This window comes from Acinetobacter baretiae (assembly GCF_015627105.1).
Taxonomy (GTDB): Bacteria; Pseudomonadota; Gammaproteobacteria; order Pseudomonadales; family Moraxellaceae; genus Acinetobacter; species Acinetobacter baretiae.
The window spans coordinates 37946-54358 of sequence record NZ_VTDM01000007.1 but is presented as its reverse complement, the minus strand read 5'-3'; the positions used below and the strand labels follow the sequence as shown (position 1 = coordinate 54358).

Here is a 16413-nt window from a genome sequence, read left to right as displayed (position 1 = left end):
TTTTTCCTTTTAAACTCAAAAATTTATTTAAGTAAGTGAAGTACTTCCTTAATAAATTAATCTAACTCTCAATATTTTGTTGGCTTTTTTACTAAACACTGCACTTTGATACAAAGCCGATACATAAACGAGATAAATCAGCCATGATAAAACCCTGACTTCATCTTTACGATCACACAGTCATCACAATTTTACTCATATTTTCGAAATTCAATCATGCAAGAAAGATATAAGTCAGGTAAAATCACTCACTTGTAAACATCGTGAGAGAACTATGTCCGTGCGCAAAATACTCGTTACCAATGCCTTACCTTATGCAAATGGCCCAATTCATATGGGACATCTGCTTGGCTATATCCAAGCTGACATATGGGTTCGTGCGATGCGCTCTTTTGGACATGACGTGACGTATGTCTGTGCAGATGACGCTCATGGTACAGCAATTATGTTACGGGCAGAAAAAGATGGTGTCACTGCTGAAGCACATATTAAAAGTATGCAACAAGAGCATCAAAATGATTTTGCTGCATTTAATATTAGCTTTGATCACTACGATTCAACTCACAGCAGTGAAAACAAGACACGGGTTGAAGAAATTTATTTAAAAAACCAGCAAGCTGGCCATATTTCAGTCAGACCTGTAACGCAATTGTTTGACCCTGAAAAACAAATGTTTTTATCGGATCGTTTTATTAAAGGAACATGTCCTAAATGTCACACTGAAGACCAATACGGCGATGCGTGTGAATCGTGTGGTACCACATATAACGCCACAGAATTGCTCAGCCCACGCTCAACACTCAGTGGTGCTACCCCTATTGAAAAATCATCAGACCATTATTTTTTCAAACTTCCAGATTTTAAAAACTATCTACAACAATGGACACGTGATCAAGGTCGCTTGCCTGTGTCTATTGCAAATAAATTAGATGAATGGTTTGAAGCAGGTTTGTCTGATTGGGACATTTCAAGAGATGCACCTTATTTTGGTTTTGAAATTCCAAATGCACCAAATAAATATTTTTACGTATGGGTCGATGCGCCTATTGGTTATATGGCAAGTTTTGAAAACTACATTAAAACCAAACGTCCTGAATTGAATTTTGATGACTATTGGAATAAAGACAGTCAAAATGAGCTTTACCACTTTATTGGTAAAGATATTGTATATTTCCATGCACTATTTTGGCCTGCCATGCTTGAAGGTGCAGGCTACCGTACCCCAACCGCACTTTTTGTGAATGGCTTTTTAACCGTAAATGGTCAAAAAATGTCTAAATCACGTGGTACATTCATCAAAGCTGCAACTTACAATAAGCATCTTAATCCAGAGCAATTACGTTATTACTTTGCCTCAAAACTCTCAGATAAAGTAGAAGATTCAGATTTAAATCTAGATGACTTTATACAGAAAGTGAATTCAGACCTTGTTGGGAAAGTCATTAATATTGCTAGCCGTTGTGCTAAATTCATTAACAAGGATTTTAACAACACACTTTCAAAACAATGTGCTGAACCTGAATTACTACAACACTTCATAGATGCAGGTGAACAGATCATGCAATCTTATGAATCACGCGAGTTTAGCACTGCAATTCGTCAAATTATGGCTTTAGCAGATAAAGCCAACCAATATATTGATGAGAAAAAACCGTGGGCATTAGCTAAACAGTCAGATCAAGAACAACATGTGCATGATATTTGCTCAGTTGGGATTAACTTATTCCGCCAACTGATGATTTATCTGCAACCTGTACTGCCTGCACTTGCACATGAAGTACAACAATTTTTAAAACTTGAAGATTTCCATTTTGCATCACGAGAAAACATACTCACAAATTGGGAAATTAATACGTTTACACCGCTTATGCAACGGGTCGATAAAAAAGCAGTAGATGCGATGGTTGATGCATCAAAGTCATCACTTACTGTTGCAGAAACACCTGCTACAAAAGCTGTAAAAAAGACTGCTAAGCCTGCGGTAAAAACAACACCAATAACAGATGAAACGATTCAGATTGATGACTTCTTCAAAGTAGATTTGCGGGTTGCAAAAGTGCTACAAGCAAATACTGTAGATGGTTCAGATAAACTCCTACAACTTACTCTAGATGTCGGTGAACCTGAACCACGCAATGTATTTAGCGGTATTCGCGCTCAATATTCACCTGAAGACTTACAAGGTAAATTGGTTGTCATGGTGGCTAACCTTGCACCAAGAAAAATGCGTTTTGGTATTTCAAATGGCATGGTGCTATGTGCAGGAGATGGCATTATTATTTCACCTGCAACTGATGCAAAACCTGGCGATAAAGTCTCTTAAACTCTATAAAGCCCCTTCTCAGGGGCTTTTTTTTACAATGACTGCCTGCCCCCATAAATTTTCAAACTATTCAAACGATCTATGTATTAGATCATGATAAAAAAAATAAGAGAAAGATGCACTATTATATATCATGTAGAAATGCCAGAACGACTAAAATAAGGCTTTAAAATTAACGCCAATATTCTTCAAACAAACAGTCTGCTTCGATCCTTCATCACTTATAAACTACCTTGCTGAAATTGTTTTTTAATTTATTCAAATTTAGACTGTATTATTCAATATCTATTTAAATTAAGTACATGCCCCAAAACACACTAAACCCACAAGAAAAAAGCGATGCAGATCGCTTAAATGATAAGTGTGCCAGAATTTTTTCTCATTTAATTTTGAATAAATTTTAGGTTATCCATTATCTATCTCTACCATATTTATTCATCTAAACCACTTACTCAATCATCAATCATCAATCATCAATCATCAATCATCAATCATCAATCATCAATCATCAATCATCAATCATCAATCATCAATCATCTTGAAACATTTATAAACAATGATATCAATTGTTATTTCATGTTGTATCCGTCTAAATTTTGGGATCAACAAAATATATTATACTGGCATCACTTAGAGAATCAGCTCACGAAACATCAAAATCTAGAACAATAAAAAGCCCTTACTAAATTCATATGATAAGTTTTTACGTCAATATTTGAACTTATTTTTGATTTTTTTATTCGTCTTTATGGTCATTAATTTTTATAAGAGGGTTTTCTCAAGAAATATATTTCATTCAATCACCCTATACAAATGGTTCAATCTAAAATTGATATTTTGTAGACAAACAGACAGGCTAATTTTAATAATCTAAATACAATTTATTTATTTTTTGTTATCCTGTAATCGCCATATTTTACAAACAACAATCACTTACAACACCCTACCTTTCACAACAAAATAAATAACAAAATGTCAATATTGATAATTTAAAAAAATTACCGTATCTTGTGCCCATACTTAATATAAGACACCAAATATTGTGTTTTCATCTTTACTACATATGTTAAAAAAACATATCTAAATGAGTCAAAACATATCTAAATGGGTCAAAACATCGTAAACAATACAATGGAGCGAAGCTGATATGAGCGTCATCTCATCAACCCCAGGGCAACTTCAAGTCATCAAACGTACTGGTGACGTTGCACCTTTTGATGCTGAAAAAATATCTGTAGCTATTGGCAAAGCATTTTTAGCTGTAGAGGGACAACAAAGCGTTGACTCAAGCCGTATCCATGATCGTATTACTGAACTTACCAATATGGTGAGCAGTACTTTTAAACGTCGCCTACCTTCTGGTGGCACTATTCATATTGAAGAAATTCAAGACCAAGTTGAACTTGCACTCATGCGCGAGGGAGAACAAAAAGTTGCACGTAGTTATGTGATTTATCGTGAAAAACGCACAAATGCACGTCAAAACGTGTCAGAGCATCATCACCCAACATTACAAATCACTGCCAACGATGGTAGCTTACAGCCTCTAGACCTTGCTGCACTCAATGCTGAAATTAGTAAAGCAGCTGAAGGCCTCGAAGGGATTGACGTACAAACTATTGTAGATGAAACAGTAAAAAACCTATACAACGGTGTAAAAGCCAGTGACATTGCCACCACAATGATCATGGCAACTCGCACACGCATTGAACATGAACCAAACTACACTTATGTGACTGCACGTTTATTGCGTAATGAATTAGTACATACAGGTTTAGCTTTTTTAGGCCTAGATACGAATACATCAGAAGCAGATGCACTTGAAGCATATCTTAAAAAAGGGGTTGAACTTGAACTTCTGTCACCTGTTCTCCTTGAATTTGATTTAAAAAAACTCTCTGATGCAATTCAACCAGAACGTTCAAATCAATTTACCTATCTAGGTTTACAAACATTATTTGACCGCTACTTTATTCACTCCAAAGGTATACGTTTTGAATTGCCACAGCTGTTCTTTATGCGTGTATCTATGGGTCTTTGCTTGAATGAAGAGCAACGTGAAGCGCGTGCAATTGAGTTTTACAACCTGTTGTCTAGTTTTGATTATATGGCTTCAACGCCAACACTATTTAACTCAGGTACGCTACGTCCACAGCTTTCTAGTTGCTATTTGACAACCATTGATGATGACCTTTATGACATTTATGGTGCAATGCGTGACAATGCCATGCTATCAAAATGGGCAGGAGGTTTAGGCAATGACTGGACACCTGTACGTGCTTTAAACTCATATATCAAAGGCACGAATGGTAAATCACAAGGTGTTGTACCATTTCTTAAAGTAGCAAACGATACCGCAGTTGCTGTAAACCAAGGTGGTAAACGTAAAGGAGCTGTGTGTGCCTATTTAGAAACATGGCACTTAGACATCGAAGAGTTCTTAGAACTCCGTAAAAATACAGGTGATGATCGTCGCCGTACACATGACATGAATACAGCCAACTGGATTCCAGACTTGTTTATGCAACGTGTTATTGAAGATGGTGAATGGACACTCTTTACGCCATCAGAAACACCAGATTTACATGATCTGACAGGTCAAGCATTTGTGCAACGTTACAACCACTATGAAAGCGTTGCTAAAGCAAACAATATGCTACATAAAAAAATACGTGCAAAAGATTTATGGCGTAAAATGCTGTCTATGGTGTTTGAAACAGGCCATCCGTGGATTACATTTAAAGATGTATGTAATTTACGTTCACCACAACAACATGTAGGTGTCGTTCATTCTTCTAACCTATGTACTGAAATCACTTTAAATACAAGTAAAGATGAAATTGCTGTATGTAACCTTGGTTCTATCAACCTCGTTCGCCATATTGAACAAGGCAAGCTGAATGAAGCAAAGCTTGAACGTACCATTAAAACAGCTGTACGTATGCTAGATAACGTCATTGACATTAACTACTACGCAGTCCCACAAGCCAAAAATTCAAACATGAAACACCGCCCTGTGGGTATGGGAATCATGGGCTTTCAAGATGCACTGTATGAAATGAACGTTGCATATGGTTCAAATGCTGCTGTCAATTTTGCAGATGAATCGATGGAAGTGATTAGTTACTATGCAATTCAAGCATCGAGTGATTTAGCCGTTGAACGTGGTACATACTCAACGTTCAAAGGATCACTTTGGGATCAAGGCATCTTGCCTATCGACTCCTTAGATCTTGTTGCACAATCACGCCCTGAAAAAATGTTTGAAGTAGATCGTACACAGCGATTAGATTGGGATACATTGCGTACAACAGTACAAAAAAATGGTATGCGTAATTCAAATGTCATGGCCATTGCACCAACAGCAACCATTTCCAATATTTGTGGTGTGTCGCAATCAATTGAGCCAACGTTCCAAAACTTGTATGTAAAATCAAACCTCTCGGGTGAATTTACGATCATTAACCCATACCTTGTTCGTACACTTAAAGAACGTGGTTTATGGGATGTTGTCATGGTCAATGACCTAAAACATTACGAAGGTTCAGTAGAAAAAATTGCTCGTATTCCAGACGATATTAAAGCACTGTTCGCCACTGCTTTTGAAGTTGAACCACGTTGGATTGTAGATGCAGCATCACGCCGTCAAAAATGGATCGATCAAGCACAATCTCTGAATCTGTATATTGCAGGTGCAAATGGTAAAAAGCTTGATTTAACCTACAAAATGGCATGGTTACGTGGTCTAAAAACTACATACTACCTACGAGCACTTGGTGCAACATCGACTGAAAAATCAACCATTAATACGGGTACGCTCAATGCTGTAAAAACAACGACTGTAAATAACCCAACGACAACAAGTGCAAAAGGTTCAGAAGAAGGCTTTACTCAAGCCGCACCTGTGCCACAGGCTTGTTCAATTGACAACCCAGACTGTGAAGCATGCCAATAAACTATTGAAATGACAAATTTAATGTCATTTCAATATCCTCCATACAGAGGAAAAATTTGTAACCTGTGAGTATTCATATCCATGATGTAGGGAAAGAAACACTGGCTTTCTTCCCTGCATCATTGGTATCAAATCAATATTGCACCAAGACATCCGCATACAAAAGATGACTTATGCTAAGATAAACACCACGAAGAGAGATTAACTATGTCTATCCTAAGTTGGGACGATTTTGAAGATGATTCGAAAACACAAACTCCAGAGTCCAAATCTACGCCCGTCCAACCGCAAAAAGCGCCTGAACAAAAGATGGTACCTGACTCGAAGCCATCGCAGAAAAACGCTGACGATTCTACAGATCATGGAACAGACACACATCAGCGAGCAACCCATCAAACCGATACCATGGCTCGGGCAGCTGAGTCCCTCAGAAACCTAGACGTTGCACCAGGCCTAGAAGAACTAGAAATGGGTGCTGGGCGTGTTGAAGTCGATGACAAATCAATGATTAACTGTCGTGCAGATTTGAATCAACTTGTGCCCTTTAAATACGAGTGGGCTTGGCAAAAATACCTTGATGGCTGTGCGAACCATTGGATGCCACAAGAAGTAAACATGACGCATGATATTGCGTTATGGAAATCAGAAGATGGTTTAACTGAAGATGAAAGAATGATTGTGAAACGCAATCTTGGTTTTTTCTCGACAGCAGATTCATTGGTTGCAAACAATCTTGTGCTTGCATTATATCGTTTGATTACCAATCCTGAATGTCGTCAGTACATTTTACGTCAAGCATTTGAAGAAGCGATTCATACACATGCTTATCAATACTGTGTTGAATCACTCAGTATGGATGAAGGTGAAATTTTTAATATGTACCGTGAGATTCCAAGTGTTGCTAAAAAAGCAGCTTGGGGACTTAAATACACACAAGAGTTGGGAGATCCAACATTTGTGACAGGTACCACTGAAACAGATCAAACCCTATTACGTAATATGATTGCATTTTATTGCGTACTTGAAGGTATCTTCTTCTATTGTGGATTTAGCCAAATCTTAAGTATGGGTCGCCGTAATAAAATGGGTGGTGTTGCTGAGCAATTTCAATATATTTTACGTGATGAATCGATGCACGTGAATTTTGGTATTGATATGATCAACCAAATTAAAATTGAAAACCCACAATTGTGGACTGCACAGTTCCAAGAAGAAGTGATTCAAATGATTCTTGAAGGCACAATGCTTGAAATAGAATATGCACGTGATACGATGCCTCGAGGGGTATTAGGTATGAATGCTGCAATGATGGAAGAATACCTACAGTTTATTTGTAACCGCCGTTTAGCTCAGCTTGGTTTGCCTGAGCAATACAAAGGTGTAAATAATCCATTCCAATGGATGTCAGAAATGATGGACTTACGTAAAGAGAAGAACTTCTTCGAAACGCGTGTAACAGACTATCAAACAGGCGGTGCTTTAAGTTGGTAAATCGTTGATTAATTTAACTTATGCATGAATTTTCAACCCTGATAAGTCATTCATGTAGTGATCATATAAAAATATGATCACTACAACAATGCAAGCCTAAGCCTTTTTAAAAACGTATGATCCAACGCAATATAACCACGTCAAAAGAATTTTCTTCCATATAAAATTGTGCCGACTCCTAGACTATCACTGGATTAAGTATCATATGCAACGATAAAAACGCATCACTTTATATCAATGACATTTTTATCAAACATACAAATAAATTGCTTTTTTATATTGTCTCTAAATAACCCGAATCCTGTTTAATAAACTCAAATAAGCTACTGTTTTATATATTTTTATATAAAATAAATGCTTTTCTTTACAGTCTAGTCTAACGAATAGATCAATTTCCCTTCAAAAACAGCTCTGAGTGACTAAAAGTATATGCTACATAATTTCAGTATTTGATCAAAATACCATAAGCCAATGATTTTAAAATAAAATATTAAGCAGGATTTGGATTAAATAGCTCTACTGGTTATTTTAGGTTTTAAACACCTATAAATTCAATACATTCACATGGTATGGTCATATTGACATGCTCTCATTAAGAAGGAATTGTAAAAATACTATGGCCCGTTATTCACTTGATAGCCTTGACCTGTGACGTAATATTGTCCTCCAGCCATATAATGAAACGTTTTAAGTTCCGTTGGAACTTCATCTAGCTTCCATCGACCATTTTCAAATAACCGATCATCTGCCCAAGCACCAATCACCTCCCCTATAAATAAATCATGATTTTGATGGTTATGCTCTTCAGGTAGCAATTTACAGATTAACCATGCTGCACATCCCTTCACCAAAGGTACTAAAAAACCATTTTGATAAAATAGTTGAGTTTCACAGTCCTTTAATTTTTGTGGGTCATTTTTTAACGTTATCGTGCCTAAACTCATCACCATTTCAACTTGTTCCACAACAGGGATCTGTAAAGCAAATAAACCACTACGCTCTACCAAAGAACGTGTGAATGTGGCTTTATCTAATACTACAGTCACTTTAGCTGGATAAAAATCAAGAACACATGCCCATGATGCCGCCATGACATTCGATACATTTTTGTGCTCTGATGATACAAGTACTGTCGGCCCATGATTTAATAAACGATAAGATTTATCCAAAGGCACTGATTTAATGTTCATTCAATTACTCCTATCACTTCTTAAAATCTAAATGTCATCAGTCATCAGTATCAAAAAACAAATTAATTAATTCACATATTATTTTTAAATATATACTTTTTTTAACGATGACAAATTTGACATTTACAAATATCTAGCAAAGTTAATCTATTTTTAATATATAGAAATTCACATATTCACTAAATATATAATATATAATCCTAATGTTAACAATTCTCATTAATATTAAGAAGTAATTATGATACCAATCCATCGTACACAATTATATTTATCGATTTGTTCAATATTTTTATGGTCAGCACAAATCACACATGCACAACAAGTAACTACAGATGAAGCACATGCACTTCCGACGATTAAAACATCATCAGATTCAACCAATACATATGCTGCAAATGTAGCAATATCAGGGCTTAAGTCAGAAACGCCTTTATTTAAAACTGCACAATCTGTAAGTGTGATTGGCGCTCAGCAATTAGAACAAAAACAAGCATCCACTTTATCTGATGCAATTAATGGCATTGCTGGTGTTTCTGCTGGAAACCGTAGTCGTAGAGGTTTCGATGACATTGTTATTCGTGGTCAAAATGCATCTAATCAAATTTTTATCGATGGCTTAAGACAAGGTACTGCTGCCGATGTTGCCATAGATTTATCTGGTATGGATCAAGTACAAGTCATCAAAGGTCCTGCATCTGTTAACTTTGGTCAAGCGCTTCCTGGGGGAATAGTCAATCTGGTTTCGAAATGGCCAGAGGCAAATAGTTTTGCAAAAGCAGATCTAACCTATGGCAGTTATAACTTTAAACAAGGACAGTTTGATTTAAATTATAGCCCTAATCAAAGTAAAGATGGTGCATTTAGGGTATCAGGTCGTATCGCAGATCAACATGACCCAGTTGATCAAGTTTACTTTAAAAACTTCTTTATTTCCCCCTCTTATACCATAGATCTCACCGAAAAGGCTCGACTTTCAGTTATTGCAAGTTATCAGCATCGTGAATATATGCGACTACAAGGATTACCTATTATTGGAACATTAAAACCAAATCCAAATGGTCCCATAAATCGTTCGACTTATTTTGGAGAACCTGCATTTGGTCCATATAAAGGTGATGTTTATCGTTTAGGCTACAAATTTGATTATAATTTTGATAACGGATGGAATTTTGAACAGAATTTCGCGGTCAGAAAGGGAGAAATGGATGGGAAATTTGTCTCCATGACTCGATGGATTCCAAATAGCAATTACACAACAATCAGTCGACGTGCTGTTTCACAAGATTATGATAATTTAAATTTTACTGTAGATAATCAACTAAAAAACCATTTTGATTTTGAAAATGTGAGTCATCATGTACTTATTGGCGTTGATGCCATGCATGAAAAAAGAAAACAAAATAACTTTAATTGCAACATTGGAAATTTTAATCTTTACAAACCCATCTATAATACGAATATAGATTGTAAAAATAAAAGTGGTCTTTTAAACACCATTTCTAAAACTGAATATGTAGGCATATATTTAAGAGATCAAATTTTTATTAAAGATAATTTGATCGTTAGCCTTGCCGGACGCCAAGATTGGGCAAAAACTTCATCTGAAGATTTAATTACTCGCAAAAACACAAGCCAAAACCATAATGCCTTTACTGGAAGTGCATCTATTTTATATAATTTGAACAATTGGATATCACCTTATACCAGTTATTCAACGTCATTCTTCCCTACATCCGGCACAGATGTTCGTGGAAATCAATTTAACCCACAAAAAGGTAAACAATTAGAAGCTGGCTTTAAGTTTCAAAACCAATCTGGCGATCTACAAGCAAGTCTTGCATGGTACGACCTAAGTTTAAATAATGTTCTCGTTTCTGACCCAAATAATAATAATTTTCAAATTCAAAACGGTCAACAAAAAACCCAAGGCATAGAGGCTGAAATTGCAGCAAATCTTTCACATCAATTAAGATTAAACGCTTCATTCAGTCATATGTATGATGCCAAAATTAGTAAAGATACCAATCTCAAAAATATTGGACAGCGATTAGAAAATACACCAGAAAATACTTATAGTTTATCTATGCGTTATTACCCTCAGAGTGATCTTTCTCATGGATGGTATTTAGGCACAGGTGTTAGAGGAGAAAGTTCTAAACCAATTACAGGAGACCCTTCATTTAAAGTTCCAGCATATGCATTATTTGATACAGAAGCTGGGTACGATGCTAAAAATTGGGGAGCTCAACTTTCTATCCGTAACATGTTTAATAAGAACTACTATGCAGGATATATTGCCAATAGAGATAATGAAAATCGTGTAATGGCTCTTGGTAACCCTCGTCAAATTAACTTTACTTTAAAATTTAAATATTAAAATACATGCATCTTTTAAAGATAAAAGATGCATCAATATGTTTAATCAAGTGAACTACTCATTTATTCTACACTCAACCTATATGACACAATGGACATAATATTTAACTAAAATATTAATATGTAAAAATTTAAGAATTAAAAAAGAGGGAATTGTCGTATGCCAATTTCCCCTTTTTACATTCAATTTGAATAATTCACATAATGAGAATCATTTTACATTTTACCTCACACTGTACATACGTTGTTACATCATAAAAATTTTAACGTATAGAACTGTTTTTCATAGATTTAATAAAAAAAACAAGCTTCTAGATATCAGTTTCTACTGATTGAGAAACTTTCTTTTTATTATCATGTATAGTGAAACCATCTAATTATTCATACAGCTAATTAGTACTAAAGCCTTGCGTAGCCATATTTTTTAATTTTTACTTGTATGTGGTTTTGAGTATACAAGAACAATATACATCTTTAATATTTAATCGAATCTCAATAGTTTTATTATAGTATATCTAGCTCAGTGAACTTTCCACACTTGATCAGCCTGTAAAAATATATTTAATTATCAATTAGATATAATTTAAAATCAAAAGAACTATGGGCTGTTGTTGAAGTTGGAAAACAAACAGTCACTTTACCAAACAGCGATTACAGCGCTGTCGCAACTCAAGTGGTACGTGCTGCAACGGATAGTAAAGGTGATATTGTTTTAGGTATTCCATTTGATATGAGAGCCATCAGTACACCAAATAATGAAACATTGCTTTATACTGTGGCTTACTACAGTAATGAGGTCAATAAATCATCTAAAGATACTGACTTCCCTGCGGGTAGCTTGAATGGCAAACATACAATTTATGTACGTAGTTAGAAATAATAAGGCCATACGTTAGAATATGGCCTTTATCTTGGTTTAGTGCAAAATAAACCATTAAAATCTAGTGCAAAATGAAATGTAAAAGAGTGCAAAATAAATCGGCAACTTACACTTAGACGTAAAAAAAGCCTCAATCCGTTAAGAATCAAGGCTTTAATAACTTACATTTTTCATATTAGAGCATATAAGTTTAAGTATATGGTGGAGATGGCGGGAGTTGAACCCGCGTCCGCCAGCATTACGCTCGAGAATACTACATGCTTAGATATCGTCTATTGTTTTAATGCTTAAAGACCCGACGAACAGGATTAAAAGCACGATCCTCTTAATTTAGTATAAAACCCCGAGGCTTGATTTTATACGGACTTGTGTGCGTGCGCTTCGGTCGGACTGTTAGACCACAAGTAAACTAACGGTCGGACAAGCTGCCCTTAGGCAGCTAGAGCGTAAGATTCGTCGTTTGCGACTAAAAAAATGCAAATTTTATTTACGAGAGAAAATGCGCTCTCGGCATGCATCTATAAGTTTCATCACCAGCGTCGAAGCCAATAACATCCCCATGATGTGAGACCATTATATCATAGTTTTTAAAATTTACCATATCTTAAATAATCCCCCAACATATTCTTTATCAAAGTGAAATTCACCTTTAAGTTTCGAGTAAAAAAACACCAACATATACTTCATAACAATAAAACAAAAACACATCTTCTACATGCTAGAGTCATTTTTTATTTTGAAAATAACATTCATCATCAAGGAATATATTAAATGCCAAATCATAATTTTGATGGAAATACTGTATTTGAAAAAGGTACAAATCGCCCTGAATTTGAAGCATTTTTTAGTGGAAAAAGTTATAGAAGTGATCTATCTACACACCAAATAGATATTTCAAATATTACTTTTTCACCTTCATCTCGTACAAAATGGCACTATCACCATAGCGGCGAAATTTTATTAATTACAGGAGGTTCAGGTTGGCACCAAGAAGAAGGCCAACCTGCCAAACATATCAAAGAAGGTGATGTAATTAATATAGAAGCAGGGACTAAACACTGGCATGGTGCAACTAAAAACACTTGGCTTTCACATGTTGCTATCACCGTCCCTGCTGAAAACACAACAACTGATGTTTGCGAAGAGGTTTCTGATGACCTCTATAATCAATTACCTGTGTTTTAATTGATGATCGATACTCTTTCATATTCACTGTAGTCAATCAGTTAAAATATTAATGGCTTGGCCCTGCATCAATTTTTCTTGGTTTTGGGCACAGCCATATGATCAAGGCACCCGCTACAAATATGAATGAAAAAACTAAAAATACATGATTAGCAGACTGTGTGAGCGCTTCTTTATTCACAATATTTGAAATTGTAGCGATGGCAGACTCATAACTGAACCCTTGAGCCAAAAGCCCATCCAATGTTGGATTTGGATTTAATTTAGACACTATTTCACTTCTAGAGATACTGGCATGATCATCCCACAATGTAACAGCAAGTGATGCACCAATTGCTCCACCCATTGTTCTAATGAAGCTCATTAAGCCCGCGGCTGATGCGACTTCACGTGGTAAAACCGACCCTAAAGCGATATTGCTTAATGGAATAAAGAAAAATGGAATGGCAAATCCTTGTAGAATTTGAGGCCATGCCAATGCCATAAAGTCTGCCTCGTTATTCCAAAAAGAGCGCATAAAAGTGACGCCTGCTAAAATAAACAGCCCAAAACTCGCTAAAGCGCGCTGATCCATTTTCGTTGAAAGTTTGGCCACAATAGGAGACATGGTCACGCTGCCTAAACCCATAGTTGCGGTTAAATATCCAGCCCATGTTGCGGTATACCCCATATTGGTTTGAAGCCACTGCGGAATTAACACAATACTGCCAAAAAATGCACCAAAACCAAAACCCATTGTTAAAACAGCAAGTGAGAAACCCTTATGTCGAAAAACAGATATATTTACAATGGGGTTTGTCTCTGTCATTTCCCAAGTCATAAAGATAATAAATGCAACAAAAGAAATAATTGCCAAACTCAAAATTAAACGACTTGAGAACCAATCATAATCATGTCCTAAATCTAACATAATCTGAAGTGACCCGATTGCAATAACAAGTAACGCCAACCCTATAGCATCAATTTTCACCAAAGCAGTAGGTGTTTCTGCGGGTTTAAGTAAACGAAGTACACCCAAAACACAAATAATACCAATAGGTAAATTAATAAAGAAAATCCAATGCCAAGATAAATTATCGCAAATCCATCCCCCCATAATTGGCCCTACAATTGGCCCGACCACCGTTGTCATTGCCCACAAGCCCATAGCTTGTGCATGTTTTTCAGGTGGATGAATTCTCATGAGGAGTGTTTGACTCAATGGCATTAAAGGGCCACCAAATAACCCCTGACCAATTCGGCAGAACACGAGCATTTCTAATGAACTCGATAAGCCACAAAAAATAGAAAAAACAGTGAACCCTGCCAAACAAAATGCAAACACCTGTACTGCACCAAAACGTCCTGCCAACCAGCCTGTCAGGGGTACACAAATCGCCTCGGCAACTGCATAAGATGTAATCACCCAAGTTCCTTGAGTGGTCGATACAGCAAGGCTTCCTGTAATGTGTGCCACAGCAACATTGGCAATGGTGGTATCCACCACAACCATAAAATTTGCCAATGCAAGAATAAAGGTTGCTAAGAGTAATTTCTTGCCTGTAAGGTCACCAAATGGGATAAATTTACTCATATTTGATCACTTTTATTTATTTTAATTCAACTTTAACATTCATAGACAAACCCACTCTTAATGGGTGCTTGTTCAACTCATTTGGATCTAAAGCAATACGTACAGGAAGCCTTTGAACCACTTTAATCCAATTTCCTGTGGCATTTTGTGCAGGAATTAAAGCAAAAGCAGCACCAGTACCTCCCGAAAAACCAACCACTTTACCCTGATAAACCACATCATTGCCATATAAATCTGACGTTAGTTTGACGTTTTGACCCACTTTGACACGAGCCAATTGACTCTCTTTAAAATTTGCATTGACATACATTTGATGAATAGGAACAACAATCATCAATGCTTGACCCGCAGCAATGACTTGACCAATTTGAACATTACGATTCGTCACAATTCCATCAACAGGTGCTCGTACAATTGTACGTTCAAGATTGAGCTTAGCTTGATCTAATTTTGATTGAGCCGCTAATACATCTGGAGTGGTTTCTTGTGTTGTTCCCTTAATCAGTGCATTGTTTGCTTCCAAGTTACTTTGTGCTACTTTTTGGTTAGAAAGTGCTTGTTGTAGACTTGCTTCAGCTACACTTAAACCCGCTTTTGCTGTATTGAGTGCGTTAAGCGAAGTAGTATATTCTTCTTTAGAAATCGCCCCCGATGCATTTAATACTTCACGGCGTTTAAAATCTGCCTTTACTTTTGCAAGATCAGCTTGAGCTTTTTCAACCTGTGCCCTTTGGCTTTGAATGGCATCGTCAGTCGCTTGAATTTGTGAATTTAATGCACCACTATTGGCTTGTGTTTGACCAAATTGGCGTTTCACCTTTGTTAATTCTGCCTGTGCTTGTGCAACAGCAATCTGCGCATCTTGATCATCAATTTTGACTAAAATATCACCTGCATGTACATATGCTGTATCTTGAGTCAATACTTGTAAGACCTGCCCCCCAACCATTGCACTGATTTGTGCAGTATCTGCTGCAACATAAGCATTGTCTGTATCTTCAGTACCATTAAAAAATACCAGCCATATGGCATACATCACAATACTGATCATAAAAATTATCGCAATCATTAGCAGTAATTTTTTACGTTTTTGTGGATTAGATTGAGTTGATGATGTTGAAACGTGTTCTGAATGTGATGATTGTTCACTCATACTTAACCCTACGGCTTTATCATGTTATTTTTACAAAACTATGTCGACAAAACTTTTCATCTATAATTTAAAAATTGACATAGATTAATCTTGTGATGTCAAAAAATCAGCATGCCAAAGTGAATGCACACGATTTGATTTTGAAAGGCTGATCTTACAGCAAATACCTTAAATGATGTATAGTGAAACCAACATCTATAAAAACAGTTGAATAGACATTTAAAGAACTGATAAATAGCATAAGTTTTATCGTTTTAAAATCATCGTAAAACTACTTTATGATCAGC

9 protein-coding genes and 1 other RNA gene are annotated in these 16413 nt (G+C 36.1%); 6 read left to right on the top strand and 4 right to left on the bottom strand.

Features of this window, described 5'->3' with window-relative positions; translation table 11 throughout:
- The first annotated feature begins 280 nt into the window (after window positions 1–280).
- The 3 genes from metG (at window position 281) to I2F17_RS03145 (ending at window position 7769) form a co-directional block, all read left to right on the top strand.
- Entirely contained in the window at window positions 281–2323 is a 2043-nt protein-coding gene (metG, locus tag I2F17_RS03155; RefSeq protein WP_211139093.1) for a methionine--tRNA ligase, read from the top strand.
- A gap of 1147 nt (window positions 2324–3470) precedes the next feature.
- Window positions 3471–6278 carry a ribonucleoside-diphosphate reductase subunit alpha gene (locus tag I2F17_RS03150; RefSeq protein WP_211139072.1) on the top strand — a complete coding sequence of 936 codons (2808 nt, stop codon included), beginning with the start codon at window positions 3471–3473 and terminating at the stop codon, window positions 6276–6278.
- Window positions 6279–6485: 207 nt separating this feature from the next.
- On the top strand, window positions 6486–7769 hold the full coding sequence (locus I2F17_RS03145; RefSeq protein WP_196423972.1) for a ribonucleotide-diphosphate reductase subunit beta: 1284 nt from the start codon (window positions 6486–6488) through the stop codon (window positions 7767–7769).
- Window positions 7770–8383: 614 nt separating this feature from the next.
- Here the strand turns inward: I2F17_RS03145 and I2F17_RS03140 are convergent.
- Window positions 8384–8959 (bottom strand): flavin reductase family protein, encoded by a 576-nt coding sequence (locus tag I2F17_RS03140; RefSeq protein ID WP_211139071.1) that lies wholly within the window; start codon window positions 8957–8959, stop codon window positions 8384–8386.
- Between the two features lie 238 nt (window positions 8960–9197).
- On the opposite strand from I2F17_RS03140, the gene I2F17_RS03135 reads away from it, so the two are divergent.
- Together I2F17_RS03135 and I2F17_RS12565 are read left to right on the top strand one after the other, a co-directional pair.
- Window positions 9198–11336: a TonB-dependent siderophore receptor gene (locus tag I2F17_RS03135; protein ID WP_196423990.1), complete on the top strand. Its 2139-nt coding sequence runs from the start codon at window positions 9198–9200 to the stop codon at window positions 11334–11336.
- Between the two features lie 672 nt (window positions 11337–12008).
- Window positions 12009–12209 (top strand): hypothetical protein, encoded by a 201-nt coding sequence (locus I2F17_RS12565; RefSeq protein ID WP_235985907.1) that lies wholly within the window; start codon window positions 12009–12011, stop codon window positions 12207–12209.
- Between the two features lie 205 nt (window positions 12210–12414).
- On the opposite strand, the gene ssrA is transcribed toward I2F17_RS12565, so the two are convergent.
- Window positions 12415–12774, bottom strand: a transfer-messenger RNA (tmRNA) gene (ssrA, locus tag I2F17_RS03125).
- 212 nt (window positions 12775–12986) lie between these two features.
- Between ssrA and I2F17_RS03120 the strand changes: the two genes are divergently transcribed.
- The gene (locus I2F17_RS03120; protein ID WP_196423419.1) at window positions 12987–13400 is read left to right on the top strand and encodes a cupin domain-containing protein; all 414 of its coding nucleotides are present in this window, start codon (window positions 12987–12989) and stop codon (window positions 13398–13400) included.
- A gap of 49 nt (window positions 13401–13449) precedes the next feature.
- Here the strand turns inward: I2F17_RS03120 and I2F17_RS03115 are convergent, their stop codons facing one another.
- The gene (locus tag I2F17_RS03115; RefSeq protein WP_211139070.1) at window positions 13450–14973 is read right to left on the bottom strand and encodes a DHA2 family efflux MFS transporter permease subunit; all 1524 of its coding nucleotides are present in this window, start codon (window positions 14971–14973) and stop codon (window positions 13450–13452) included.
- Between the two features lie 16 nt (window positions 14974–14989).
- On the bottom strand, window positions 14990–16126 hold the full coding sequence (locus I2F17_RS03110) for an HlyD family efflux transporter periplasmic adaptor subunit (protein ID WP_211139069.1): 1137 nt from the start codon (window positions 16124–16126) through the stop codon (window positions 14990–14992).
- Window positions 16127–16413: the final 287 nt, after the last annotated feature.